The sequence below is a fragment of the Planomonospora corallina genome, assembly GCF_042650625.1.
Classification (GTDB): Bacteria; Actinomycetota; Actinomycetes; order Streptosporangiales; family Streptosporangiaceae; genus Planomonospora_B; species Planomonospora_B corallina.
Genome location: NZ_JBHSBM010000010.1, coordinates 106,786 through 130,678, shown reverse-complemented (window position 1 = coordinate 130,678; position 23,893 = coordinate 106,786). Strand labels below are relative to the sequence as shown.

The window sequence follows — 23,893 nt, the reverse complement described above, 5'->3', positions numbered from 1 at the left end:
CAGACGGCCCCGGCGGTGCTGACGGCGCCGACGGTGCCGTGCCGCCGTCAGCGGGAGCCGCCGGCGACGGCGGGCAGGACCGTGACGGTGTCACCGTCGGCGACCGGCGTCTCCAGGCCGCCGAGGAAGCGGACGTCCTCGTCGTTCAGGTAGACGTTGACGAAGCGGCGCAGCGCGCCGCTCTCGACCAGGCGGTCCTGCAGCCCCGGGTGCCGGGACTCCAGGTCGCCGATCAGCTCCTCGATCGTGGAGCCCTTGGCCTCCACGGCCTTGGCCCCGTCGGTGTACGTGCGCAGGATGGTCGGGATGCGGACCTGGATCGCCATCGTGAATCAGTCTCCTCGTGTCGTCATGGGAGTCGTCATGGGACGCCTTGGAGCTTCGCGGAGCTCCACAGGGCGCCATGGAGCTTCATGGAGCGTCATGGGACGTCATGGGACGTCATGGGAACGGCCCACCGGATGAGAACACCGGAGGGCGCGGGGGGATTTCCCGGGTGGGAGCCGGTCAGCGACAGTCGTAGACGACGGAGAAAGGCGTGTGACCGAACAGGAAGTTCTGCACGGGCGCGAGGCCCGCGTGCCGCACGCGAACACCGGGACGTGCGCACACGACGTCCTCGAAGTTCGGATCAACGGTCGGCATGGTGGCCAGTCTACCCAAAGGGGTCACCCCGCCCCACGGCCGTCCCGCCCTGCGGACGTCACGACGGCAGGACCGTGACCTCCTCCTCGGTGATCACGCCGTCGACGATGCGGTAGGAGCGCACCTCGGCCTTCTCCCCCAGCTCCTCCCGGGTGGAGACCAGCACGTAGTGCGCGTTCGGCTCGGAGGCGTAGGAGACGTCGGTGCGCGAGGGGTAGGCCTCGGTCGAGGTGTGCGAGTGGTAGATGACCACCGGCTCCTCGTCGCGGTCGTCCATCTCCCGCCAGACCCTGAACTGCTCCATGGAGTCGAAGCGGTAGAAGGTGGGTGAGCGCTCGGCGTTCTCCATCGGGATGAACCGCACGGGGGTGTCCGAGCCCTCCGGACCCGCGATCACGCCGCAGGCCTCGTCCGGGTGGTCGGCCCGGGCGTGCGCGATCATCTTGTCGACCAGTTCCTGGGAGATCGTGAGCATGTCTGGAAGTTACCAAAGAGCCTGGACCAGGCTGTCCTGCAGGTAGGTCAGCCAGTCGTAGGCCACATACGCCGGGTAGCGGGGGTCGTCCTCGCCCATCCCGGCGATCTGGTCGTGGACCTCCTCGGTCACCTCCAGCCGGGTGCCGAGCGCCAGCCGTACGTCGTTCAGCGCCCGCATCCACGCCAGCGCCTGCTCGTGGGTCAGCTCCACGCGCCCGGGCGCGGCGGTCTCCAGCAGGGTCCGTGCGTCGGCCCGCTTGCCCTCGCGCAGCGTCACCTCGGTGTAGCGGCGGAACTCCGCCGACATCTCCCGGTCCTCGTAGGCCGAGGGGAACAGCCGGGCCAGCACCGGGTCGGACGGCTCCTCGGCCGGGCCGATCCCCAGGGCGCGCTCCAGCGGGTCGTCGCCGGCCTCGCCCGGCTCGACCAGGTCCAGGATCTGGGCGACCAGCGAGCGCAGGACCGCGACCTCCCCGGCCTCGAAGCGGGCGGTCACCCCGCCCCCGTGGCCGGACGCGAAACCCTCGCTCACCGGTCACCGCCCCCGGCGGGCGGCCAGGCGTGCCTCATCGATCACCTCCGGCGCGGAGCCCCCGGCCCTTCGGCGGGAAGCCCGTCACGAATCCTGCTGCAGGGTGGCCCACAGGCCGTAGGAGTGCATGATCTGCACGTCGCGCTCCATCTCCTCGCGGGTGCCGCTGGAGACCACCGCCCTGCCCTTGTGGTGCACGTCCAGCATGAGCTTCTCCGCCTTCTCCCGCGGATAGCCGAAGACGGTCTGGAAGACGTACGTGACATACGACATGAGATTGACCGGGTCGTTCCAGACGATCGTCAGCCACGGCTGGTCCGGCCGGTTGTCGATCGACGGACGCTCGACCTCCATCGGAGCTGTGGTACCCACGTCCACCAGTCTGCCTCATCCCGGGCTTAGTCTTCGACTCGTGACCATGAGCATGAGCGGGGCATTGCTGACGGACCACTACGAACTGACGATGCTGCAGGCGGCGCTGCGCAGCGGAGCGGCCTCGCGGCGCGCCGTCTTCGAGGTCTTCGCCCGGCAGCTGCCCGGCGGGCGGCGCTACGGGGTGGTCGCCGGGATCGGCCGCGTGCTCGACGCGCTGGAGCACTTCCGGTTCGGCGACGAGGAGCTCGCCTTCCTGTCGGACGGCCGGGTGGTGGACGACGCGACCCTGGACTTCCTCGCCGGCTACCGCTTCCGCGGCCGGGTGGACGGCTATCCCGAGGGCGAGTGCTACTTCCCCGGCTCCCCCATCATGACCGTGGAGGGCACGTTCGCCGAGGCCGTGCTGCTGGAGACGCTCATCCTGTCCGTCCTCAACCACGACTGCGCGATCGCCGCCGCCGCCTCCCGGATGGTGCACGCCGCCGGTTCCCGGCCGATCATCGAGATGGGCTCGCGGCGCACCCACGAGATGGCCGCCGTGGCCGCCGCCCGCTCCGCCTACCTGTGCGGGTTCGCCTCCACCTCCAACCTCATGGCCGGCCGCGTGTACGGCGTGCCGACCGCGGGCACCGCCGCCCACGCCTTCACGCTGCTGCACGACTCCGAGGAGGAGGCCTTCGCGGCCCAGATCGCCTCGCTCGGCGCCGCCACCACGCTCCTGGTCGACACCTACGACGTGGAGCGGGCCGTGCGGACCGCGGTGGAGCTGGCCGGGCCGGAGCTGGGGGCGGTCCGGATCGACTCCGGCGACCTGGCCGAGGCCGCGCAGCAGGTCCGCGCGCAGCTCGACGCGCTGGGCGCGGACCGCACCCGGATCCTGGTCACCGGCGACCTCGACGAGTACTCCATCGCGGCGCTGGCCGCCGCCCCGGTGGACGGCTACGGCGTCGGGACGTCCCTGGTGACCGGCTCCGGGGTGCCCACCGCCGCCCTGGTCTACAAGCTCGTCGCCCGCGAGAGCGCCTCCGGGGTCCTGGAGCCGGTCGCCAAGAAGTCCGTCGGCAAGCCCAGCCGGGGCGGGCGGAAGGAGGCCTTCCGGCGGCTCGACGAGTCGGGCACCGCCCTCGCCGAGCTGGTCACCGTCTCGCACGAGCAGCCGTCCGGCGCCCGCCCGCTCCGGGTGCCGCTGGTCCGCGACGGCGAGGTCGTCCGGCGGGAGGGCCTCGAGGAGGCCCGCGCCCGGCATCGGTCGGCCCTCGCCGAGCTCCCCGTCACCGCCTGCCAGCTGTCGCGGGGTGACGCGGCCCTTCCCACCGTCTTCGACTAGTCCCGGCCGTGTCCGGCCGGTCCCGGCCGTGCTTGACTGGGCCCATGGCAACCGCGCTGATCATCGTCGATGTCCAGAACGACTTCTGCGAGGGCGGCAGCCTCGCGGTGAGCGGCGGCGCGGAGGTCGCCGCCGCCATCTCCCGGCACGCCGCCTCGCACGGGTACGACCACGTGGTGGCCACCCGTGACTTCCACATCGACCCGGGCGACCACTTCGCCGCGGAGCCCGACTTCGTGCTCTCCTGGCCGGCGCACTGCGTGGCCGGGACCCCGGGCGCGGACTTCCATCCCGCCCTGGACACCTCGCGGGTGGAGGAGGTGTTCAGCAAGGGCGCCCACGCCGCCGCCTACAGCGGTTTCGAGGGGAGCTCCGGCGACGGCACGAGCCTGGCCGGCTGGCTCGCCGAGCGCCGGGTCCGCGCCGTGGACGTGGTCGGCATCGCCACCGACCACTGCGTGCGCGCCACGGCGCTGGACGCGGTCGCCGGCGGGCTGGAGACCCGTGTGCTGCTGGACCTCACCGCCGGGGTCGCCCGGCAGACCACCGAGGCCGCCCTGGCCCGGCTCGGCTCGGCCGGCGTCGTCCTCACCGGGTCCCCCGTGGTCCGCTCCCCCGGGCAGGAGTGAGCACCGGACAGGAGTACGCCGGACAGGAGTGAGCGCCGGGCAGCGGGTCCTCCGCGCTCCGGATACGGACGATCACCGGTCGGCAAGGAGGCGGTAAACACCGCCATCGCCGGCCGCGGCAGGAGTATGACGGGGAGTCGGAATCCTCATACTCGCGGTGGTGAACCCCATGCTCGTGCTCGGCGTCTCGTGGCTGGTCCTGGCCCCCGTGTGCCTGTGGCTGCTGGTCCGCGGCCGGGCGCGGGCCCGGGTGTCCGCGCTCCTCGCGCTCGTCGCGCTGGAGGCGGTCACCGTACGGCTCGGCGCCGCGGGCCGGGAGCCCGCCGCCCCGGCCGCCCCGCCGGCGGCCGGCGGCTCCCCGGCTCCCATGGCGTCGCCGGGGCCCGCTGTGCCCCCGGCGTCCCCGGGGCCCGCTGTGCCCCCGATGTCCCCGGGGTCCGCTGTGCCCTCGATGTCCCCGGCGTCCGTGGCCCCGGGGTCCGCCGCGTCCTCCTCCCCGGAGCCGCTGGCCCCCGCGCCCTCCACCCCGGGCGGCACGGTCGCGCGGCCGTGTGCCCCCTCTCCCCGGATTCCGGAGCGGGTCAGGCTGGTCACGCGCGGAGGCGAGCTGCGCGCGGTGGCGCTCTCCTGGACGGCCGAGGGGGACGGGTGCGGCACCGCGACCGTCGTCCTGCGCCTGCGCGGTCACACGCTCCGGGTGTGGCTGCGCGAGGGCACGGCGCCGGTCGCCCGTCCCGGCGCCCGCGTCCTGCCGGTGCGGGTGGACGGCGCCACGGCCTCCACCCGGGTCCGGCTCGCCCCGCCGCTGCCCGCCGGTGCGGGCCTGGCCGCGGTCGACGGCCGCACCGGCAGGCCGATCGCGCTGCGCTGACCCCGCGGCGCCGCCCGCGTCCCGCCGGCCTCCCGTAGGACCGCCGCCCGCGGCCCGCCGGCCTCCCTGCCGCCGATCACGTCCCACCCGTACGGCCGCCGCCCGCGCCGAGCGGGCCCGCCGCGGCTAACGCCGCTGGGTGGCCCACTGGCGGATCTTGTCGATCCGCGCCTGCACCTGCTCGGCCGTGGCCTGGGCGATGGCGGGCCCCCCGCAGGCGCGCCGGAGCTCGGCGTGGATGACCCCGTGGGGCTGGCCGGTGCGGTGGTTCCACGCGCCGACCAGGCCGTTGAGCTCCTTGCGGAGGTCGGCGAGCACCTCGTGCGGGGCGCGCTCCGGTTCCTTGCGCTCCGGCTTCTTCCGGGCGGCCTTGAGCTGCTCCGACTGGCGCCTGCTGAGCAGGGTGCGCACCTGGTCGGGCTCCAGCAGGCCGGGCAGGCCGAGGAAGTCCTCCTCCTCCGGGGAACCGGGCTCGGCGGCCGTGCCGAACTCGCCGCCGTCGAAGAGCACCCGGTCGAAGGTCGCGACCGCCTCCAGCGTCTCGAACGGCAGCTCGTCGCCGACGACGTCGGGGTTGTCCTTCTTCCGGTTGGCGTCCTCGAGGAGGAAGTCGTCGAGTCCTTCCTCCGGTGGCCTGCGGTCGAGCACGTGGTCGCGCTCGGCCTCCATCTCCCCGGCCAGGCCCATCAGGGTCGGCACCGAGGGCAGGAACACCGAGGCGGTCTCACCGCGCTTGCGGGCCCGGACGAAGCGGCCGACGGCCTGGGCGAAGAACAGCGGGGTGGAGGTGCTGGTGGCGTAGACGCCGACGGCCAGGCGCGGGATGTCGACGCCCTCGGAGACCATGCGGACCGCGACCAGCCAGCGCTCCTGGGAGGCGGAGAACTGCTTGATCTTCTTGGAGGCGTCGGGGTCGTCGGAGAGCACCACGGTGGCGCCCTCGCCGGTGATGGCGCGCAGGTGCCGGGCGTAGGCGCGGGCCGTCTCGTGGTCGGTGGCGATGACCAGGCCGCCCGCGTCGGGCACGCCCCGGCGGACCTCGGTCAGGCGCCGGTCGGCGGCCTGCAGCACCTGCCGGATCCAGTCGCCCTTGGGGTCGAGCGCGGCCCGCCACGCCTGGCCGATCTGGTCCTTGGTGAGGGGCGTGCCGAGCGTCGCGGCGATCTCGTCGCCCGCGCGGGTGCGCCAGCGCATCTCCCCGGCGTAGGCCAGGAAGATGACCGGCCGGACGACGCCGTCGGCGAGCGCCGGGCCGTACCCGTAGGAGTAGTCGGAGACGCTCCGCATCACGCCCTCGCCGTCCTCGGCGTAGGTGACGAACGGGATGGGGTTCACGTCGGAGCGGAACGGGGTGCCGGTCAGGGCCAGGCGCCGGGCGGCGGGCTCGAAGGCCTCGCGCACGCCGTCGCCCCAGGACCTGCTGTCGCCTGCGTGGTGGATCTCGTCGAAGATGACGAGTGTCTTGCGGGCCTCGGTGCGGGCGCGGTGCAGGGCCGGGTGCATCGCGACCTGGGCGTAGGTGACCGCCACCCCGGTGTAGTCGCGGGAGGTCGCGCCCTGGCTGTTCTTGAACTCGGGATCGATCGCGATGCCGACGCGGCCGGCGGCGTCGGCCCACTGCCGCTTGAGGTGCTCGGTGGGGGTGACGATCGTCACGGCCCGGACGATGCCCCGCGCGAGCAGGTCGGTCGCGATGCGCAGCGCGAAGGTCGTCTTGCCGGCGCCCGGGGTGGCGACCGCGAGGAAGTCGCGGGGCTCACGCCGGCGGTACAGGTCGTAGGCCTCCTGCTGCCAGGCGCGGAGCTTCGGCGCGGTGCCCCAGGCGGCCCTGTCGGGGTACGAGGGAGGCAGGTGGGAGGCGGCGGAAGTGCTCACGCTCCCCTCCTCGCCTGGCTGCTCGCCGGAGTGCTCACGGTGCTGCTGGGTCGGATGGTCCGCTCGCTTGGCTCACTCACAATCCCAACAGACTAACCGCCGTGTGCCGGCGTGCGCGCCGATCGCGGGCGATCCTCCGCCGGATCACGGCGGGATCCGGCGCGGCGCTCAGCGCAGCCCGGCGAGCACGGCGTCGATCCCGGCACGGGCGCGGAGGTCGTCCGGCCCCGCCACCGCCAGCACGACGACCGGCGGCCTGCCTGCGCTCCCGGTGAGGAACACCACACGCAGGTAGGCCGGGCGGTTGACCACGTCGCGGTACTCGGCCCGGAGGCTCCGGCTGTGCCCGGCCCGCCCGCCGACGGTGACCGCCCGGTCGTCGATGACCTTCACCTCGTCGCCGTGGAGCAGGAGCCTGCCGTACAGGTCGGCGAGTGTCACCGTGGCCCGGCGCGCGTCGGCGACCCGGCCGCCGGGCCGGACCAGCACCGTCACCGTCCGGCCGTCCCCGGCCACCGAGGTGAAGCCCGTGACCGGGGGCACCGGGCCCGTCCGCCACCCGGCGGGCAGCGGGTAGCCGACGCCCGCGGCCGGGTCCGCCACCCTGCCGGGGACCGGGGAGGGGGACGAGATCCGCAGCACCGCGACGACGGCGCCGGCGGTGGCCGCGGCGCAGGCGGCCAGGGCGAGCAGGCCGAGCGCCAGTCGCCGCAGGCGGCGGGGGATCCTCAGGCCGGAGGGCGCCGCGGGCGCGCCGTAGCGGCGGGCCGAGGGCGGCAGGTCGTCCTCGTCCCGGTCCGGTCCCGGCGACCGCGCGTGGCCGGGCCGGGCGGGGCTCCATCCGCCGTGCCGGGGCGGCCACACCCGGCCGGGCTCCGGCCGGCCCAGGTCCGGCGGGATGGCGGGAGCGCGCTGCGGCGGGCCCTGGTCCGGCGGCGCGGCCGGGGCGCGCTGCGGCGGGCCCTGGTCCGGCGGCGCGGCGGGGCCGGCCTTCGGCACCGGGGCGCCGTAGGGATGCGTCCGGCGGGGGGCACCGGGCCGCCGCGGGGGCTCCTCCGGCGGCCACGCCCGGTGCGGTGCTTCGCCCACGGCGGCTCCTTCCGGTGGTCGCATGGCGGTCACGGCCCTCTCGTCCTACCATGCCTCGCCCGCCGCGATCCGGCCATAGCCGATCACCGGTATGAGCCCGTGCGGCCGCGGCCGGTCAGGCGGGGTCGCGCATCCGGGCGGCCACGAAGGCCCCGAAGAGCGCGATGGCCGCCGTCATCGCGATGATGGCGGTGTATCCGGTGGCGATGTCGTCGTGGCCGATCAGGTTGACCAGTGTGCCGCCGAAGCCGATGGTGAGCGCGCCGCCCAGGGTGTCGACCACCTGGAGCGCGGCGGAGTTGGCGCCCTGCTCGTCGCCGGGCGACTGGCGCATGGTGGTGATGCTCACGCTGGTGGTGCCGATGCCCATGCCGAACCCGGCGACCATCCAGGCCGGCGCCATGAGCCAGCCGGTGGACCCGGGGACGAGGGCGAGCATGGTCAGCAGGATGCCCGCGGTGACGGCCGCGGCGCCGGCCCGCACCAGGGTGGGCCGGTCGAACTCCCGCCGGGTCTGCAGGTAGGAGCCGGTGCTCCAGCCGAGGGCGCCGATGGTGAGCGCGACCCCGGCCTGGGTGGTGGTGAAGGCCAGCTCCTTCTGCAGGACCAGCGGGATGTAGGCGTTGACGCCGAAGAAGGCGGAGGCGAGCACGCCGCGCATCATGACGGTGGTGGGCAGTCCCCGGCCGAAGCGCAGCGCCTTCGGCGGCAGCAGCCGGGGCAGCCCCGCGGCGAGCAGGCCCAGTCCCACGCCGGCGGCGATCCCGCCGAGCGGCGGGTCGGTGTCGAACAGCTCCACCCCGTACAGCAGCGTCCCGCCGCCGGCGGCCGTCGCCAGCGCCGCCAGGGTCATCCGCAGCGGCCGCGACCTGGGCCCGGTGCCGGGGACCGGGGCGTCGCCGTCGCCGGCGCCGCCGCGCAGCGCGGGCAGGAGCATCACCAGGGCCGGGACCACCAGCGGGACGATGCCGTAGAAGACCCAGCGCCACTCGGCGGCGTCGGCGACGAACCCGGCGACGCTGGGCCCGATCAGCGAGGGCAGCACCCAGGCCGACGAGAGCCCGGCGAAGACCTTGGGCCGGGCCGCCGGCGGGTAGACCCGCACGATCATGACGTAGATGGCGACGATGACGAAGCCGCCGCCCAGTCCCTGGACCGCGCGGGCCACGATGAACATCCCCTTCGAGGCGGCCGCGCCCGCCATGACCATGCCGGTCACGAACAGGGCCACCCCGAGCAGGAACGGCACGGCGTGGCCGCGCCGGTCGGACCAGAGTCCGGCGACCACGTTGGCGAACAGGCCGGCGATCAGGAAGGCCGAGAAGCTCACGCCGTACAGGTCGAGCGCGTCGAGGTCCGCCGAGACGGCGGGCATGATCGTGCCGATCGACATGCCCTCGAAGGCGATCAGGGTGACGACGAGCAGGATGCCGAGGGTCGCCGTGCGGTACCGCGGGCCGAAGATCCGGGGAGAGGCGTATGGAGCGTCGAGCGTCTTCGGTGCTGTCACCCGTCAAGGGTAAGGGGCAGGCCCATTCCCCGGTACATCGCCCAGGACTCCCTCATCTTGGCGCCCTGCCCGGCGGTGAACTGCGACATGCAGGTGTCGTAGGAGTAGTCCATGAAGTTGTGGATCGCGTCCACGCCGTCCCCGGGGCAGGTGTCCTTGCCCGCCGGGCAGCCCTCGGTCGCGCTGCCCTGGGGCGGGGTGTCGGCGACCCCGTCACCCGGCTCCTGGCAGCCGTTCTCGAAGGTGTGCAGCAGCCCGAACCAGTGGCCGATCTCGTGGACCCCGGTGAACCCCCGGTTGAAGTTGCGCAGCGATCCGCCGGGCATGCTGCGCCAGTCGATGACCACGCCGTCGGACTGGGGGTCGTTGGCGTACCAGTAGGGGTAGGTGGAGTAGCCGAGCACCAGGCGGCTGAGCTGGGCGACGTAGAGGTTGAGGGTCTCGGGCCCACCCCTGCGCACCTGCTTGACCTCCCGCTCGTAGGTGAGCGGGCTGACGAACCAGGCCGGGTTGTTCCTCCTGGTGATGCCGGCGAGGCGGAACCGGATGCCGGTGTCGGCCCCGCCGTACCGGCCCCCGTAGGCGGCGTTCAGCGCGGCGATCTGGCTGCGCACCGCGGCGTCGGTGGCGCCCTGGCGGCCGTTGGTGATCACGTGCACCCAGACCGGGACCGTGACCGTCGTCTCGGGGGCCCGGCGCAGCGCCGACCGCCGCCGCTCGTGGTCGGCGAGCATCTCGGCGACCTGACCGTGCCCCGGCGCGTGCGGCTCGAACCCCCGTCCGGGGCTCCCCGGCGTCGCGGGCGCCGCGACGCGCGCACCGGTCACGCACTCGTCCGCGGTTGCGGCTGCGGCTGCGGCTGCGGAGATGGACGGAGCACCGGGGTCCGCGGAGGCGGGAACGGTGCCCGCCGTCAACAGGAACGTCGAGACGACGGCGATCGCACGCGCAACCATGCACTCCCCCGATGAGTGGTCTGACCTGGCCGGATGCTCTCCGGTGCGTTCACGACCGTAACCTCATCGGGGGCGGTCACCAGGGAGTGACACTCACTCCTTGCCGCTGTCGTCGCCCTTCGGCAGCCCTTCGTAGATCTCCTTGCACTCGGGGCAGACCGGGAATTTCTGCGGATCCCGGTTGGGCACCCAGACCTTGCCGCAGATCGCCCGCACCGGGATGCCGGTGACCGCGCTCTCCATGATCTTGGACTTGTCGACGTAGTGGGCGAACCGCTCGTGGTCGCCGTCGCCGTGCGACAGGTTCGGGCGGACGTCGCTCTCAGGAAGAATCTTCGTGCTCACCCTGTCGATTTTATGCCCGAGCCGCCCCCGCCCCCTCTCCGATGTACGGCTTCGCAACCGGAGCGCTCCCGGGGATGCCGGCCCCGCGGCCGCCGCCCCCGGCGCGGGCGCCGTCCGCCGTCAGTTCATCGTGGGGTCGTCGGGGCAGGTGGCCACGTAGGCGAGCTCGCCGCGCTGGCGGCGCAGGACCGCCCGCCACAGGGTCTCGGGGGCCGCGTGGAAGGTGTCCTGGGGCTCGGCTTCCACGACGTACCACGCGCCCTCGCCGATCTCGGCCTCCAGTTGCCCGGCGGTCCAGCCCGCGTACCCGGCGAAGATCCGCATCTGGGCGATCTCGCCGGCGAGGATCTCCGGCGGGGCGTCGAGGTCGACGGTGCCGAGCCTGGAGACCGCGCCGGTGCCCCGGTGCAGCCGCCGCCAGCCCAGGGGCTCCTGCCCGCTCGGGACCGCGGCCAGGGCCAGGGCGCTGTCGGTCTGGACGGGCCCGCCCTGGAACAGGACGGGCGGGCCGGTGACCAGGGCGTCCCAGGTGGGCAGCACCTGCGTCACCGAGATGTCGCTCGGCCGGTTGAGCACGACGCCGAGGGTGCCCCCGTCGGTGTCGTGCTCCAGGATCAGGACCACGGAACGCCGGAAGTTGGGATCCTCGAGCTGCGGTGTCGCAACCAGCAGCCCGCCCACATAGATCGCCTCCGCCATACCCTCCATCATCCTCCAGCGAGGACCCCGACGGGTTCATCCGCGGTGGAATTGCTTCCCTCACGTGGCGATCCCCACGCCCCGCGGGGCCGCGCGCCCCCACGGGGGTCCGCCGGAGCCCGGCCGCCTGCCGCACCGGCCGGCCGGCCGAGAAGGTCTCCCCGGCCGGCGCCGCGGGTGCGGGCCGGGACCGCGGCTAGGCCTCGGTCATGCCGGTGCGCGCCCGGCCGCCGGCCGACTCGCGCACGGCCGCGGCGACGGTGGCCGACACGTCCGGGTGGAAGACGCTGGGGATGATGTAGTTGGGGCCGAGCTCCTCGTCGGTGACCACGGCGGCCAGCGCCCTGGCCGCGGCCAGCAGCATCTCCTCGGTGACCACGCTGGCCTGGGCGTCGAGCAGGCCGCGGAAGACGCCCGGGAAGGCCAGCACGTTGTTGATCTGGTTCGGGTAGTCCGAGCGGCCGGTGGCGACCACGGCCGCGTGCTCGCGGGCGTCGTCGGGCGCGACCTCGGGCTCGGGGTTGGCCAGGGCGAAGACCACGGCGCCCTCGGCCATCGTGGCGATGTCGTCGCCGCTGAGGATGCCGGGGGCGGACACCCCGATGAAGACGTCCGCGCCCTTGACCGCGCCGCGCAGGTCACCCGAGTAGCCCTCGGTGTTGGTGTGCTCGGCGATCCAGCGGAGCGAGTCGTCCAGGTCGTCGCGGCCGCGGTGCACGGCGCCCAGATAGTCGCAGACGACGACGTCGCGCGCCCCGGCCGCGAGCAGCAGGCGCAGCACGGCCGTGCCTGCGGCGCCGGCCCCGGCGAGGGTGATGCGGACCTTGTCCAGCTCCTTGCCGACCACGCGCAGCGCGTTGGTCAGCGCGGCCAGCACGCAGATCGCGGTGCCGTGCTGGTCGTCGTGGAAGACCGGGATGTCCAGCAGCTCGCGCAGCCGCCGCTCCACCTCGAAGCAGCGCGGCGCCGAGATGTCCTCCAGGTTGATCCCGCCGAAGCCGGGAGCGATCGCGCGGACGATCTGAACGATCTCGTTCACGTCCTGCGTGTCCAGGCAGATGGGCCAGGCGTCGATGCCCGCGAACCGCTTGAACAACGCCGCCTTGCCCTCCATGACGGGCAGCGCGGCGGCCGGGCCGATGTTGCCCAGGCCCAGCACCGCCGAGCCGTCGGTGACCACCGCGACGCTGTTGCGCTTGATGGTCAGGCGGCGGGCGTCCTCGGGGTTGCGGGCGATCGCCATGGAGACCCGGGCCACCCCGGGCGTGTAGGCCATGGACAGCTCGTCGCGGTTGCGGAGCGGCACCTTGGACTGCATCTCGATCTTGCCGCCGAGGTGCATGAGGAAGGTCCGGTCGGAGACCTTGTGGAGGACGACGCCCTCGACGGCGTCGAGCTGGTCCACGATCGTCTGCGCGTGGTCGGTGTCACGTGCGGCGCAGGTGACGTCGATGCGCAGGGTCTCGTGGCCCGCGTTGGTCACGTCAAGGGCGGTGACCACGCCTCCGGCGGACTCTACGGCGTGGGTGAGCTGGCTGACGGCCTTGCCGCCGGCGGGCACCTCAAGCCGCACGGTGATGGAGTACGACACACTCGGCACAGTGGCCACGGTCAATCCGCTCCTTACGCGACGGACCCGGTTCGGGATTCCTCCAATCTAGCGGGGGGGGACCACCGGGTTCACCCGGCAGGGGAATCGCTTCCCTGTTACGGTTCTGCTGTTCGAAACGGGCAGGGCTTGTCCGTCGCCTACCTCAGCAGAGGAAAGCGAGAAGCCGCTCCCTTCGGGGAGCGGAGGAGTCACCGTGCCACCATCACGCGAGTGGCCGCGCCCGGGCCGTCCGCACGGCCACCGGCCGCGGCCGTGCGGAGACCCGTGATCCCGTGATCCGCCGGTGGACCGTGGACCGCCAGGGCCCCGGCACGATCGCGGGGAGCGGCGCCGCCGCCGCTCCCCACGCTCAGAACGGCCCGCGCTCAGCGCGGCTCGTGCTCAGAACAGCGCGGAGGCCAGCCCCCTGCGGGCCTTGACGACGGACGGGTCGTCGGCGGGGAGCGTGTCGAACAGGCCGATCAGGTGCACCCGCGCCCTGTCGCGCTCGTCGCCCGAGGTCCGGCGGACGACGCCGATGAGCCGGTCGAAGGCGGCGTCCACCTCGCCGGAGAGCATCTCGAAGTCGGCGGCCAGGAGCTGGGCGTCGAGGTCGGCGGGGTCGGCCAGGCGGCGCTGCAGGTCGGCCGGGTCGACGTCCTGGGTCCTGCGGATCAGGCCCAGCCCGGCCAGGCCCAGCTTGGCGTCCTGGTCGTTCGGGGAGCGGGCCAGCAGCCGCGTGTAGGCCGCCTCCGCCGCGTCGAGGTCACCGGCGTCGATCGCCTGCTCCGCGGCGAGCAGGTCGGGGTCCGCCGGCGGCTCGGCGGCGGCCTGGTCGCCCTCGGCGGGGGGCGGGAGATACTGGGCCAGGGCCTCCATGAGCTGGGTGAGCCAGTCGCGCAGCTGCGGCTCGGTGGCGATGCCCGGGACCGCGGCCACCGGCTGCCCCTGGAAGATCGCGTACAGGGCCGGCACGCTCTGCACCCGGAGCGCCTGCGCGACCTGCCGGCTGACCTCGACGTCCACCCGGGCCAGCACCCACCGGCCGGCGTTCTCCGCGGTCAGTTTCTCCAGCAGCGTGCTGTAGTCCCTGGCCTGCTCGGCCCGGGTGACGGTGAGCTCCAGCAGCACCAGGCTGTTCATGGAGCGTTCGACGACCTCGGTCGCGAAGCTGGCGTCGTCGACGTCGATTACCTGCGCCGGCGCGCCTCCGGTCTGCTGCGCGGCGGTCTCCCGCCGCGCCTGCGCCTCCAGCGCCTGCTTGCGCGCGCCGAGGTCCACCGCACCGTAGAGCGATCCGGGTCGAGAAGTGAAATCCGCTGGGCTCATGCCTCCAATCCTGCCGTATACGGGGCCGTGACCGTGTTCGGCGGGCTCAGAAGCGCGCGGGCTCGGTGTAGACGCCCCACACCCCGCGCAGGGCGTCGCAGATCTCGCCCAGGGTGGCCTCGGCGCGGACCGCGTCCAGCATGGACGGGATCATGTTGCCCTCGCCCCGGGCGACCTCGACCATCGCGGCGAGCGCGGTGTCCACGGCGGCCTGGTCGCGCCCGGCCCGGCGCTCGGCCAGGACGCGGTTCTGCTCGCGCTCGACCTCGTGGCTGACCCGCAGGATCTCCAGCGGCTCCTCCGCGGAGGCCGTGTGGCAGTTCACCCCGACGATCCGCTTGGCGCCCTTCTCCAGCTTGCGCTGGTAGTCGAAGGCCGCCTCGGCGATCTCGGACATGAACCAGCCGTCCTCGATGCCGCGCAGGATGCCGGAGGTCATCGTGCCGTCGGAGCCCATGTCGCGGATCTTCGCGAAGATCGCCTCGGCCTCCCGCTCCAGGCGGTCGGTGAGCGCCTCGACGTACCAGGAGCCGCCGAGCGGGTCGGCGACGTTGACGACCTCGGTCTCCTCCATGATCACCTGCTGGGTGCGGAGCGCGATCTCGGCGGCCTTCTGCGTGGGCAGCGCGAGCACCTCGTCCAGCGCGTTGGTGTGCAGCGAGTTGGTCCCGCCGAGCACGGCGGCCAGCGCCTCGATCGCGGTGCGGACCACGTTGTTGTACGGCTGCTGCGCGGTCAGCGAGACCCCGGCCGTCTGGGTGTGGAAGCGCAGCCACTGCGCCTTGTCCGTCTTGGCCCCGTAGACGTCGCGCATCCAGCGGGCCCAGATGCGGCGGGCGGCGCGGAACTTGGCGATCTCCTCGAAGAAGTCGATGTGCGCGTCGAAGAAGAACGACAGGCCCGGGGCGAAGACGTCGACGTCGAGCCCGCGGGACAGGCCGAGCTCCACGTAGCCGAAGCCGTCGGCCAGGGTGAAGGCCAGCTCCTGCGCGGCCGTGGAGCCGGCCTCGCGGATGTGGTAGCCGGAGACGCTGAGCGGCTTGTAGGCCGGGATCTCGGCGGCGCAGAACTCCATCAGGTCGCCGATCAGCCGCAGGTGCGGCTCGGGGGCGAACAGCCACTCCTTCTGCGCGATGTACTCCTTGAAGATGTCGGTCTGGAGCGTGCCGTTGAGCCTGCCGACGGGCACGCCCTGCCGCTCGGCGGCCACGACGTACATGCAGAAGATCGGTACGGCGGGGCCGCTGATCGTCATGGAGGTCGTGATGTCGCCGAGCGGGATGCCGTCGAACAGGAGGTCCATGTCCATCGCCGAGTCGATCGCCACCCCGCAGTGGCCGACCTCGCCGAGGGAGCGCGGGTCGTCGGAGTCCCGGCCCATCAGGGTCGGCATGTCGAAGGCCACGCTCAGGCCGCCGCCGCCGGCGCCCAGGATCATCTTGTAGCGCTCGTTGGTCTGCCGGGCGTTGCCGAAGCCGGCGAACTGCCGGATGGTCCACGTCTTGCCGCGGTAGCCGGTGGCGTGCAGGCCTCGGGTGAAGGGGTACTCACCCGGCCAGCCGATGCGCTCGAACCTCGGATCGTCCCCCGCCGGGCCGTAGACCGGCTCCACCTCCAGGCCGGAGAGCGTCCGGAACTCGGCGTCGCGCTTGGCGGACCTGTCGAACCGCGCCTGCCAGCGCGCCCGTCCCGCCTCGATCTCCTCGGCGTCCATAACCTCAATCCTTCGTCCGGCTCGTGGCCTCGGGAGGACCCGCCTGCCCGGTCTCCCCCCGCCGGTGGGCGGCCGGGGAAAGCGGACGGGTCCCGAGAAAATACTAGGACGTCCTAGTATTTGTTGGCCAGAGAGCGGCGCCGTCCGATGTGCCCGCCTGCCGGAGAGCGGCGCGGCCCGGCCCGCCCATCGACTGGAGAGCGGCGCCGTCCGCCCGGCGGGCGGCGCTCAGCCGTCGAGGTCCCCGAAGTCCCCGGCGGCCACCCGGAGGGTCCGGAGCAGGCCGAACATCTCCTCCAGTTCCGCCTCGCCGTACATCGCCATGGCGAAGTCGGCCTCCATCAGCGTCTCCGTCGCCCGGGCCACGACCTCCCTGCCCCGGTCGGTGATCTCCGCCAGCACCCCGCGCCCGTCCCTCGGGTTGCGCATCCGGCGGACCAGCCCGGCCCGCTCCAGCCGGTCCACGGTGTTGGTGACGCTCGTCGGGTGCACCATCAGCCGTTCGCCGATCCTGGACAGCGGCAGCGCCCCCGTCTTGCTGAAGGTCAGCAAAACGAGCGCCTCGTACCGGGCAAAGGTCAAGTCATACGGCTTGAGCAGCGTGTCCAGTTGCGACAGCAGGATCTGGTGCGCTCTCATGATCGAGGTGACCGCGGCCATCGCCGAGGACGGCCCGAAGCGGGCACGCCAGGTCCGCGCGGCGCGCTCGATGGGGTCGAACGGCAGGTTCAGCTGCTCAGTAGCCACGAAGGTTACGGTAGCGCGACCTCGTCCCGGTTCGCCCATGTACATAGAGTGATCAGATTGACGGCTTCGCCAAGAACCCGGACGCCAAACGTCACACTCAGTTATGGTTCCCACATCGAATGGTGAGGCCGCCGCCAAAAGGCGATGGGGGCTTACGTCCGGGCCGCGGGGGAAGCGGGCCGGGCCGGACGCCGGGGGGAACGGCTCCGCACATTCATCGCACGGGGGGTGCTTGATGAACGACGGTTCGAAGGCGTTCGCGCGCCACGCCGGATCCGGTCCGGGCCTCGGCCCGGCCTCCGGCCAGGTGGACGCGGCACGGGCGCGGCCCGCGCCCGCCGGTGCGTGAGCACAGGGGCGTTTCACGCGAGGAACTCCAGCAGAGCGCGTTGGTGGCGGTCGCCGTCCTGCTCGTGCTCGGCGTAGTCGCGGCGTGGAGCGTCCTCATTCCGGGTGTCAGCGCCTGGGAGAACATCGTCGTCGCCCTCATCGGCTCCCTGAAGATCACCGGACCGGTCGCCGCCGCGTTCGCCGCCTGGGTGGCGGTGCGCCGACGGCGCGCGACGGGCGACAGAGCGCTGACGACATGGCAGGCGGTCCGCGCGCCGCTGGCGATCCTGGTGGTCGTCATGGGCTCCTACACCGCCACGGTGCTGGTCCTCGCCATCAAGATCATGCTCAGCGAGCAGGCGGGGCGGCTGCTGCCCAGCGGTCTGCTCATGGGCGTGTCCGGGCTGGCGCTGTACGTCACCATCGGCTGGGTGACCGGCTGGCTGCTGCCCTGGACGATCACTCCGGCCCTCGCCGGGCTGGGCTGCTACGGCCTGTTCAGCTGGCTGGCCGGCGGGTCCACCTGGACCGACCGGCTCGCCCCCACCACGCGGGAGCCGTACGACCTCTTCCAGGGGCTGAGCGCGACGGCCTTCACCGACCAGACGCTCTGGCTGCTGGGCGTCAGCGCCGCGCTCCTGCTGGGCTGGGCCGCCGTGGTGACCCGCCAGGCGCTCGTGCTGGCCGCCGCGCTGCTCGCGGTGCTGGCCGCAGGCACCGGCGTCGCCAGGCTGCTCAGCGAACCGCGGCAGGTCGCGGTCCAGCGGGTGGTCTACAGCTGCCAGGAGTGGCCGATCATGGTCTGCGTGCACCCGGGGATGCGCACGGGGCTGGACGAGCTCGGCGCGGCGTTCGTCAAGATCGCCTCCCGGCTGGCCGGGACGCCCGGCGAGTTCTCCCGGGTCGAGCAGCGGCCCCGCCGCGACAACGTCGTCCTCCCGCCGGGCGTGGTCCCGGTCCACGTCGACGACCTGTCCGCCGGGTTCGCCGACCGCGCGGCCGACGAGTTCGTGGAGAGCCTGGCCAAGGAGTGCGACGGCACCCAGGCGGACGGGTACCGCGACATCGTGACCGCCTGGCTGCGCGGGGAGCCGCTGCCCGGGGGACCGCTGCCCGAGCACCAGTACGCCGCCGCGTGGTTCTCCGGCCTGACCGAGAGCCAGCGGCGCGGCTGGCTCCGGCTCCACTACGCCGACTTCGCCAGCTGCCGGCTGCGGAGCACGCACTTCGGCGCCCAGGCGAGCCTGGACGGGCAGAGCAGGTCGCCCGAGGTGCGGCGGGAGCAGGCCGCGGACGGCACCGGGGGCGCGGCGCCGGACGCAGCGCCCGGCACAGCGCCCGGCACAGCGCCCGGCACGGTGGCCGACCGGCCCCGGGACAGGGACGGGGCCGCGGGCGGGCGGGCGGAGAGGTCTCCCCGCGCGGACCGCTTCCACCAGGCCCCCGGTGCCCCCGGTGCCCCCGACGCCCCGGACGCCCCGGACGACGTGCGGTTCGCCCGCCCGGCCGTGTCGCCGGCCCCGGAGGCCACCGCCTCCGAGCGGTCGCGCCGGCGCGACCGCGAGGACGGGTCCCCGGGCGGCGGCCCGCGCGACCGGGAGCGGGGACAGGAGCACGGGCAGGAACGCGGCCACGCGCCCGGCGCGGTGCCCGGCCACGGTGCGCGCCCCTGACGGGATCGGCGTAGGTTCGGGGTGAGACAGCGGCTCCGAAGGGAAGAAGACGGCTGTGAAGGCTCCCCCGCACCCGCTTCCCGAGGCCGCTCCCGCGGCGCCCCGGCGGCGCCGCTGGCGCCTGGCCGCCGGGCTCCTCGTCGTCGCGGCCCTCGTGGCCGTGGCGGCCCGGCTCGCCTGGTCGTGGCTGGACCCGTTCGGCGAGACCGCGATCGACCGCAGCCAGCCCGTCCTGCTCCAGTCCATCCAGGACCTCAGCCGCTTCGAGTCGGCCACCGGGAACTTCCAGGTCATCGTCGACCTGGAGAAGGACGCCGACTTCCTGCCCGACGCCATCAAGGGCACCCGGACCCTCTTCGTCGGCGCGGGCGGCGTCGACGCCTACGTGGACTTCTCGGGCCTGTCCTCCGGCGCGCTCACCGTCTCCCCAGACCGCACCGCGGTCACCGTACGGCTTCCGCGCGCCCAGCTGGAGAAGCCCAACCTCGACAACGCCCGCTCCTACGTCTACGACCAGCAGCGCGGTCTCCTCGACCGGATGGGGGACTTCCTGTCCGCCTCCCCCGCCGACCAGCGGGAGCTCTACCAGCTGGCCGAGAAGAAGATCGCCGAGGCCGCCCTCGCGAGCGACCTGCGCAGGCGCGCCGACCAGAACACCCGGGCGATGCTGCAGGGCATGCTGACCGGTCTCGGCTTCGAGAAGGTCACCGTGAAGTTCGCCGACGAGCCCTGAGCCGGGCCGGCCCCGGCGGGAGCCCGGCCCGGCTCCGGCCGGCGGAGGCTCCCGCCGGACGGACGCGCCGGACGGCCGCGCCCGCCGGACGCCCGGCTCCGGGTCAGGCGAGCGAGGCCAGGAGCTCGTCGGCCGCCCCGTAGGGGTCGATCTCGGCGGCCACGACCCGCTCGGCGAGCGCGTCCAGCCGGCTGTCCCCGTGGAGGTGGGCGAAGCGGGAGCGGAGCGCGGCCAGGGCGATGGTCTCGATCTCGTCGCGCGCCCTGGCGCGGCGGCGGCGCTCCAGATCGCCCGACTCCCGCAGGTGCGCCAGGTGCCTGTCCAGTGCCTCGGCCACGTCCTGGCCGCCCTCGCCCCGGGCGGCCACCGTCGGCACGATCGGCGGGCGCCAGTCGCGCTCGGTCAGGGCGATCATGTTGCGGAGCTCGCGGACCACCGCCTGGGCACCGTCGCGGTCGGCCTTGTTCACCACGAACACGTCGGCGATCTCCAGGATGCCCGCCTTGGCCGCCTGGACGCCGTCGCCCATGCCCGGGGCGAGCAGGACGATGGTGCTGTCGGCCAGGGAGGCGATGTCGACCTCCGCCTGGCCGACGCCCACGGTCTCGACGAGGATGACCTCGCACCCCGCCGCCTCCAGCACGCGCAGCGCCTGCGGCGCCGCCCAGGCCAGGCCGCCCAGGTGTCCCCGGCTGGCCATGGAGCGGATGAACACGCCGGAGTCGGTGGCGTGGTCCTGCATCCGGACCCGGTCGCCCAGCAGCGCCCCGCCGGTGAACGGCGAGGACGGGTCCACCGCCAGCACCCCGACCGTCGCCCCGCGCTCGCGGAACGTCCGCACCAGCATCGCGGTGGAGGTGGACTTGCCCACCCCGGGTGAGCCCGTGAGCCCGATGACCCGGGCCCGCTCCGGCCGCTCGGCGCAGAGCTTCACGAGCTCGGCGGAGATCTCCCTCAGCAGCGGCGAGCCGTTCTCCACCATGCTGATCAACCGGGCCACCGCCCGGGGCCGCCCCTGGCGGGCCCCCGCGACCAGGAGGTCCAGGTCCATTGCCTCTCCATCCACCGGCTCGTCGCGTTCGGACATGGCGGACCCCGGCGCGGGGCCCGGCACCGGGCCCCGCGTCACGGGCGTCACGCGGAGGGGACGCGGATGATCAGCGCGTCGCCCTGGCCGCCGCCGCCGCACAGGCCCGCCGCGCCGAGCCCGCCGCCGCGGCGCCTGAGCTCGTGGGCGAGGGCCAGGACGATGCGGGCGCCGGAGGCGCCGATCGGGTGGCCGATGGCGATGCCGCCGCCGTTGACGTTGACCTTGTCGAGGGAGACGCCGAGCTCCTTGGCCGACTGGAGGACGACCTGGGCGAAGGCCTCGTTGATCTCCAGCAGGTCGAGGTCGTCGACGGTCAGCCCCTGCTTGCCGAGGGCGTGCTTGATCGCGTTGGCGGGCTGCGACTGCAGCGAGTTGTCCGGGCCGGCCACGTTGCCGTGGGCGCCGATCTCGGCCAGCCAGGGCAGGCCCAGCTCCTCGGCCTTGGCCCTGGACATCACGACGACGGCGCAGGCGCCGTCGGAGATCTGCGAGGCGGAGCCCGCGGTGATCGTGCCGTCCTCGGCGAACGCCGGGCGGAGCTTGGCCAGGGTCTCGGCGGTGGTGTCGCCGCGCACGCCCTCGTCGGCGGAGAAGACCACCGGCTCGCCCCTGCGCTGCGGGATCGTGACCGGGACGATCTCGTCGTCGAACACGCCGTTCTTGATCGCGGCGGCGGCGAGCTGGTGGGAGCGGGCGGAGAAGGCGTCCTGCTCCTCACGGGTCAGGCCCAGGCGGGCGTTGTGCCGCTCGGTGGACTCGCCCATGGACACCTGGTCGTAGGCGTCGGTGAGGCCGTCGTGGGCCATGGAGTCCACGATGCCGGCGTCGCCGTACTTGACGCCCCTGCGCAGGCCGGGCAGCAGGTGCGGGGCGTTGGACATGGACTCCATGCCGCCCGCCACCACGATGTCGAACTCGCCGGCCCGGATGAGCTGGTCGGCGAGGGCGATCGCGTCCATCCCGGACAGGCAGACCTTGTTGATCGTCAGCGACGGCACGGTCATCGGGATCCCGGCCTTCACCGCCGCCTGGCGGGAGGGGATCTGGCCCGCGCCCGCCTGGAGCACCTGGCCCATGATCACGTACTGCACCGCCTCGGGGGCGACGCCGGCCCGCTCCAGCGCGGCCTTGATGGCGATGCCGCCGAGCTCGGCGGCCGACAGGCCGGACAGCGAGCCGAGAAGCCGGCCGATGGGGGTACGAGCTCCGGCGACGATGACGGAACCGGGCATGGAGGGGCCTCCCTGTGTCGATGGCAGCGCTGCGCACCGCGGCCCGGACGGCGGCCGGTGCCCTTCACTCGGGCCCGGGGCCTCGTCGCCCCGGTCCCGCTCACCGGCGCGCCCTCGCTGAGGACGCGGCGCGTTTGCCACGATACCTATGAGTACGCTCACGACCGCCATGGAGGATGGCCCTATGTTCATGCGCATCGACCATGTGGGAATCGCCTGCCACGACCTGGAGGAGAAGATCGCGTTCTTCGAGCGGACCTTCGAGCTGACCGTGGTCGCCCGGGAGGTCAACGAGGAGCAGGGTGTCAAGGAGGCGATGCTGCACATCGCCGACGGCGAGGGCGGCGGCTCCTACATCCAGTTGCTGGAGCCGCTCGGCCCCGACACCCCGGTGGGGAGGTTCCTCGCCAAGCGCGGCGAGGGGGTGCACCACGTCGCCTTCGGCGTGCCGGACGTGGAGGAGGCGCTCGAGACGATCGGCGGCAGGGGGGTCCGCCTGCTGGACGCCCAGCCCCGGCACGGCTCGATGGGCTCCTCCATCGCCTTCCTCCACCCCAAGGACGTGGGCGGGATGCTCACCGAGCTCGTCCAGGCCCCGCCGCGGCGGCCCGAGCGCTCCTGACCGTTCCGGTACGGAGGATCTCGAACACAAAAAAGGTTCATACGTAACAAGTCGCGCAGATAGTCGGAGGAGGAAGCCAAGGTGGCAGTGGCGGAGTACGCTGGCGTACCACCGGACGTGGATCCCGCCACGGCTCCCGCCTCGGATGTCCGAACCCTCGTCCGGCCCGTGTAGCCGTCTCGACAACCCAGGATCGAGCCTCCATGCAGTCCGACATCGACGCCCAGCTCAACAACTTCTTCGAAGACGCCCCGGCCCGGGAATTCGACGTGGTGCTCCGGGGCTATGACCGGCACCAGGTCCACGACCACCTGAAGCAGCTCGACGGGGAGTTGCGCCAGGCCCGCGAGCAGCTGCAGAGCCTGCAGCGGGACCTGGCCGACTCCCAGCGCCAGCTGCAGGAGCAGGAGCGCCCGACCTACTCCGGTCTCGGCGCCCGGATCGAGCAGCTGCTCCGCCTCGCCGAGGAGCAGGCCACCGAGCTCGTCCAGGCCGCACGGGCCGAGGCGAACGAGATCAAGGCCGCCGCCAAGGTCGAGGCGGCCGACATGCGCGCCGCCGCGGAGAACGAGGCCGCCGAGAAGCGCGCCCTGGCCACCCGCGAGGCCGACGACATGCGCGGCACCGCGGAGCGCGAGGCCGAGGAGATCCGCTCGACCGCCCGCCGCGAGGCCGACGAGCTGACCTCCACCACCGAGCGCGAGGTCGCCAAGCTCCGGGCCACCGCCGACCACGAGGTCGCCGAGAAGCGCGCCGACGCCGAGCGTGAGATCGCCAAGCTCCGCACCACCACCGAGCGCGAGGTGGCCCAGCTCCGCGCCTCCACCAAGCGCGAGCGCGACGAGATCCTCACCACGGCCAAGCGTCAGGCCGACGAGATGCGCGCCCAGGCCCAGCGGGTCCTGGAGGAGTCCGAGGCCAAGCGCGCCCAGGACGAGGCCGAGTTCGAGATCCAGCTCGCCGCCCGCCGCGAGGAGGCCGAGCGCCAGGAGGCCGAGCGCCACGCCACCGCGCAGGCCGCCACCCAGAAGCTGGTCGCCGAGGCCGAGCAGCGGGCGGCCACCGCCGAGCAGCGGGCCACCAAGGCCACCCAGCAGGCCGAGCAGACCCGCCGTGAGGCCGACACCCACGCCAAGCAGCTGCTGGCCAACGCCCGCAAGAACGCCGACCAGATCGTCTCCGAGGCCAAGACCAGCGCCGAGACGATCGTGTCCGAGGCCAAGACCGAGGCCGAGCGGAGCCGCTCGGTGGCCCAGCGCCAGGTCGACGAGCTGACCCGTCAGCGCGACAGCATCACCAGCCACCTCGCGCAGCTCCGCCAGCTGCTCGGCGGCGCCCCGCTTCCCGCCACCGAGCCGGAGCCCGCGGTCACCGCGGCCCCGCCGAAGCCGGCCATCGCCGCCCCCTCCAACGGCAGCTCCGACCGGCCGGTCCCGGCCGCGCCCGCCAAGGAGGAGAAGGCCGAGGACGACGCGGAATGGTGGCAGGAGTAGGACCACCCG

Annotated in this window: 24 protein-coding genes; 7 read left to right on the top strand and 17 right to left on the bottom strand. The window is 73.5% G+C overall.

The window, feature by feature from the left end; all coding sequences use genetic code 11:
• Positions 1-47: 47 nt before the first annotated feature.
• From ACFOWE_RS04195 to clpS, 5 genes are all read right to left on the bottom strand, one after another.
• The gene (locus ACFOWE_RS04195; RefSeq protein ID WP_377285485.1) at positions 48-326 is read right to left on the bottom strand and encodes a MoaD/ThiS family protein; all 279 of its coding nucleotides are present in this window, start codon (positions 324-326) and stop codon (positions 48-50) included.
• Positions 327-507: 181 nt separating this feature from the next.
• Positions 508-645 carry a hypothetical protein gene (locus ACFOWE_RS04190; protein WP_377285483.1) on the bottom strand — a complete coding sequence of 46 codons (138 nt, stop codon included), beginning with the start codon at positions 643-645 and terminating at the stop codon, positions 508-510.
• 58 nt (positions 646-703) lie between these two features.
• Positions 704-1,120 carry a Mov34/MPN/PAD-1 family protein gene (locus ACFOWE_RS04185; RefSeq protein ID WP_377285481.1) on the bottom strand — a complete coding sequence of 139 codons (417 nt, stop codon included), beginning with the start codon at positions 1,118-1,120 and terminating at the stop codon, positions 704-706.
• A 9-nt stretch (positions 1,121-1,129) separates the two neighbouring features.
• Complete coding sequence (locus ACFOWE_RS04180) at positions 1,130-1,654, bottom strand: DUF2017 domain-containing protein (RefSeq protein ID WP_377285480.1); 525 nt, start codon at positions 1,652-1,654, stop codon at positions 1,130-1,132.
• Positions 1,655-1,738: 84 nt separating this feature from the next.
• Positions 1,739-2,026, bottom strand: coding sequence for an ATP-dependent Clp protease adapter ClpS (gene clpS, locus ACFOWE_RS04175; RefSeq protein WP_377285478.1), 288 nt, complete (start codon positions 2,024-2,026; stop codon positions 1,739-1,741).
• Between the two features lie 40 nt (positions 2,027-2,066).
• Here clpS and ACFOWE_RS04170 point away from each other — a divergent pair, with 40 nt between their 5' ends.
• The 3 genes from ACFOWE_RS04170 to ACFOWE_RS04160 all read left to right on the top strand — a co-directional run bounded on the left by ACFOWE_RS04170 (position 2,067) and on the right by ACFOWE_RS04160 (position 4,856).
• Positions 2,067-3,356 (top strand): nicotinate phosphoribosyltransferase, encoded by a 1,290-nt coding sequence (locus ACFOWE_RS04170; protein ID WP_377285476.1) that lies wholly within the window; start codon positions 2,067-2,069, stop codon positions 3,354-3,356.
• A 44-nt stretch (positions 3,357-3,400) separates the two neighbouring features.
• Positions 3,401-3,985, top strand: a complete 585-nt coding sequence (locus ACFOWE_RS04165) for a nicotinamidase (RefSeq protein ID WP_377285474.1) — start codon at positions 3,401-3,403, stop codon at positions 3,983-3,985.
• Between the two features lie 160 nt (positions 3,986-4,145).
• The gene (locus ACFOWE_RS04160) at positions 4,146-4,856 is read left to right on the top strand and encodes a hypothetical protein (protein ID WP_377285473.1); all 711 of its coding nucleotides are present in this window, start codon (positions 4,146-4,148) and stop codon (positions 4,854-4,856) included.
• A gap of 126 nt (positions 4,857-4,982) precedes the next feature.
• Here ACFOWE_RS04160 and ACFOWE_RS04155 read toward each other — a convergent pair whose 3' ends face one another.
• The 10 genes from ACFOWE_RS04155 to ACFOWE_RS04110 all read right to left on the bottom strand — a co-directional run bounded on the left by ACFOWE_RS04155 (position 4,983) and on the right by ACFOWE_RS04110 (position 16,711).
• A complete protein-coding gene (locus ACFOWE_RS04155) occupies positions 4,983-6,731 on the bottom strand; it encodes a DEAD/DEAH box helicase (protein WP_377285471.1) in 1,749 nt (582 codons plus the stop codon).
• 168 nt (positions 6,732-6,899) lie between these two features.
• Positions 6,900-7,820 carry a hypothetical protein gene (locus tag ACFOWE_RS04150; protein ID WP_377285470.1) on the bottom strand — a complete coding sequence of 307 codons (921 nt, stop codon included), beginning with the start codon at positions 7,818-7,820 and terminating at the stop codon, positions 6,900-6,902.
• Between the two features lie 115 nt (positions 7,821-7,935).
• Positions 7,936-9,330 (bottom strand): MFS transporter, encoded by a 1,395-nt coding sequence (locus tag ACFOWE_RS04145; RefSeq protein WP_377285469.1) that lies wholly within the window; start codon positions 9,328-9,330, stop codon positions 7,936-7,938.
• Positions 9,327-10,157 (bottom strand): zinc metalloprotease, encoded by an 831-nt coding sequence (locus ACFOWE_RS04140; RefSeq protein ID WP_377285468.1) that lies wholly within the window; start codon positions 10,155-10,157, stop codon positions 9,327-9,329. Before ACFOWE_RS04140 ends, ACFOWE_RS04145 begins: the two co-directional genes overlap by 4 nt.
• Positions 10,158-10,379: 222 nt before the next feature.
• The gene (locus ACFOWE_RS04135; protein WP_377285467.1) at positions 10,380-10,631 is read right to left on the bottom strand and encodes a DUF3039 domain-containing protein; all 252 of its coding nucleotides are present in this window, start codon (positions 10,629-10,631) and stop codon (positions 10,380-10,382) included.
• A gap of 120 nt (positions 10,632-10,751) precedes the next feature.
• Complete coding sequence (locus ACFOWE_RS04130; protein WP_377285466.1) at positions 10,752-11,330, bottom strand: YqgE/AlgH family protein; 579 nt, start codon at positions 11,328-11,330, stop codon at positions 10,752-10,754.
• 196 nt (positions 11,331-11,526) lie between these two features.
• Positions 11,527-12,939: an NAD-dependent malic enzyme gene (locus ACFOWE_RS04125; RefSeq protein WP_377285465.1), complete on the bottom strand. Its 1,413-nt coding sequence runs from the start codon at positions 12,937-12,939 to the stop codon at positions 11,527-11,529.
• A 384-nt stretch (positions 12,940-13,323) separates the two neighbouring features.
• Positions 13,324-14,250, bottom strand: a complete 927-nt coding sequence (locus ACFOWE_RS04120; RefSeq protein ID WP_377285463.1) for a co-chaperone YbbN — start codon at positions 14,248-14,250, stop codon at positions 13,324-13,326.
• A gap of 46 nt (positions 14,251-14,296) precedes the next feature.
• The gene (locus ACFOWE_RS04115) at positions 14,297-15,964 is read right to left on the bottom strand and encodes an acyl-CoA mutase large subunit family protein (protein ID WP_377285462.1); all 1,668 of its coding nucleotides are present in this window, start codon (positions 15,962-15,964) and stop codon (positions 14,297-14,299) included.
• A gap of 228 nt (positions 15,965-16,192) precedes the next feature.
• Positions 16,193-16,711: a MarR family winged helix-turn-helix transcriptional regulator gene (locus tag ACFOWE_RS04110; RefSeq protein ID WP_377285461.1), complete on the bottom strand. Its 519-nt coding sequence runs from the start codon at positions 16,709-16,711 to the stop codon at positions 16,193-16,195.
• Between the two features lie 392 nt (positions 16,712-17,103).
• Here ACFOWE_RS04110 and ACFOWE_RS04105 point away from each other — a divergent pair, with 392 nt between their 5' ends.
• Both ACFOWE_RS04105 and ACFOWE_RS04100 read left to right on the top strand, forming a co-directional pair.
• Complete coding sequence (locus ACFOWE_RS04105) at positions 17,104-18,714, top strand: hypothetical protein (protein WP_377285459.1); 1,611 nt, start codon at positions 17,104-17,106, stop codon at positions 18,712-18,714.
• A gap of 55 nt (positions 18,715-18,769) precedes the next feature.
• Entirely contained in the window at positions 18,770-19,447 is a 678-nt protein-coding gene (locus ACFOWE_RS04100) for a DUF4230 domain-containing protein (RefSeq protein ID WP_377285457.1), read from the top strand.
• A gap of 103 nt (positions 19,448-19,550) precedes the next feature.
• Here the strand turns inward: ACFOWE_RS04100 and meaB are convergent, their stop codons facing one another.
• Together meaB and ACFOWE_RS04090 are read right to left on the bottom strand one after the other, a co-directional pair.
• Complete coding sequence (gene meaB / locus ACFOWE_RS04095; protein WP_377285455.1) at positions 19,551-20,498, bottom strand: methylmalonyl Co-A mutase-associated GTPase MeaB; 948 nt, start codon at positions 20,496-20,498, stop codon at positions 19,551-19,553.
• A gap of 83 nt (positions 20,499-20,581) precedes the next feature.
• Positions 20,582-21,769, bottom strand: a complete 1,188-nt coding sequence (locus ACFOWE_RS04090; protein ID WP_377285453.1) for an acetyl-CoA C-acetyltransferase — start codon at positions 21,767-21,769, stop codon at positions 20,582-20,584.
• Positions 21,770-21,953: 184 nt separating this feature from the next.
• On the opposite strand from ACFOWE_RS04090, the gene mce reads away from it, so the two are divergent.
• Both mce and ACFOWE_RS04080 read left to right on the top strand, forming a co-directional pair.
• A complete protein-coding gene (mce, locus tag ACFOWE_RS04085; protein ID WP_377285452.1) occupies positions 21,954-22,391 on the top strand; it encodes a methylmalonyl-CoA epimerase in 438 nt (145 codons plus the stop codon).
• Positions 22,392-22,594: 203 nt separating this feature from the next.
• A complete protein-coding gene (locus ACFOWE_RS04080) occupies positions 22,595-23,884 on the top strand; it encodes a DivIVA domain-containing protein (RefSeq protein ID WP_377285451.1) in 1,290 nt (429 codons plus the stop codon).
• Positions 23,885-23,893 lie beyond the last annotated feature (9 nt).

Coding starts and splice junctions, on each gene's coding strand:
- ACFOWE_RS04195 (WP_377285485.1), bottom strand. CDS start 326: ATGGCGATCCAGGTCCGCATCCCGACCATCCTGCGCACGTACACCGAC.
- ACFOWE_RS04190 (WP_377285483.1), bottom strand. CDS start 645: ATGCCGACCGTTGATCCGAACTTCGAGGACGTCGTGTGCGCACGTCCC.
- ACFOWE_RS04185 (WP_377285481.1), bottom strand. CDS start 1,120: ATGCTCACGATCTCCCAGGAACTGGTCGACAAGATGATCGCGCACGCC.
- ACFOWE_RS04165 (WP_377285474.1), top strand. CDS start 3,401: ATGGCAACCGCGCTGATCATCGTCGATGTCCAGAACGACTTCTGCGAG.
- ACFOWE_RS04130 (WP_377285466.1), bottom strand. CDS start 11,330: ATGGCGGAGGCGATCTATGTGGGCGGGCTGCTGGTTGCGACACCGCAG.
- ACFOWE_RS04120 (WP_377285463.1), bottom strand. CDS start 14,250: ATGAGCCCAGCGGATTTCACTTCTCGACCCGGATCGCTCTACGGTGCG.
- ACFOWE_RS04115 (WP_377285462.1), bottom strand. CDS start 15,964: ATGGACGCCGAGGAGATCGAGGCGGGACGGGCGCGCTGGCAGGCGCGG.
- meaB (WP_377285455.1), bottom strand. CDS start 20,498: ATGGACCTGGACCTCCTGGTCGCGGGGGCCCGCCAGGGGCGGCCCCGG.
- ACFOWE_RS04090 (WP_377285453.1), bottom strand. CDS start 21,769: ATGCCCGGTTCCGTCATCGTCGCCGGAGCTCGTACCCCCATCGGCCGG.
- mce (WP_377285452.1), top strand. CDS start 21,954: ATGTTCATGCGCATCGACCATGTGGGAATCGCCTGCCACGACCTGGAG.
- ACFOWE_RS04080 (WP_377285451.1), top strand. CDS start 22,595: ATGCAGTCCGACATCGACGCCCAGCTCAACAACTTCTTCGAAGACGCC.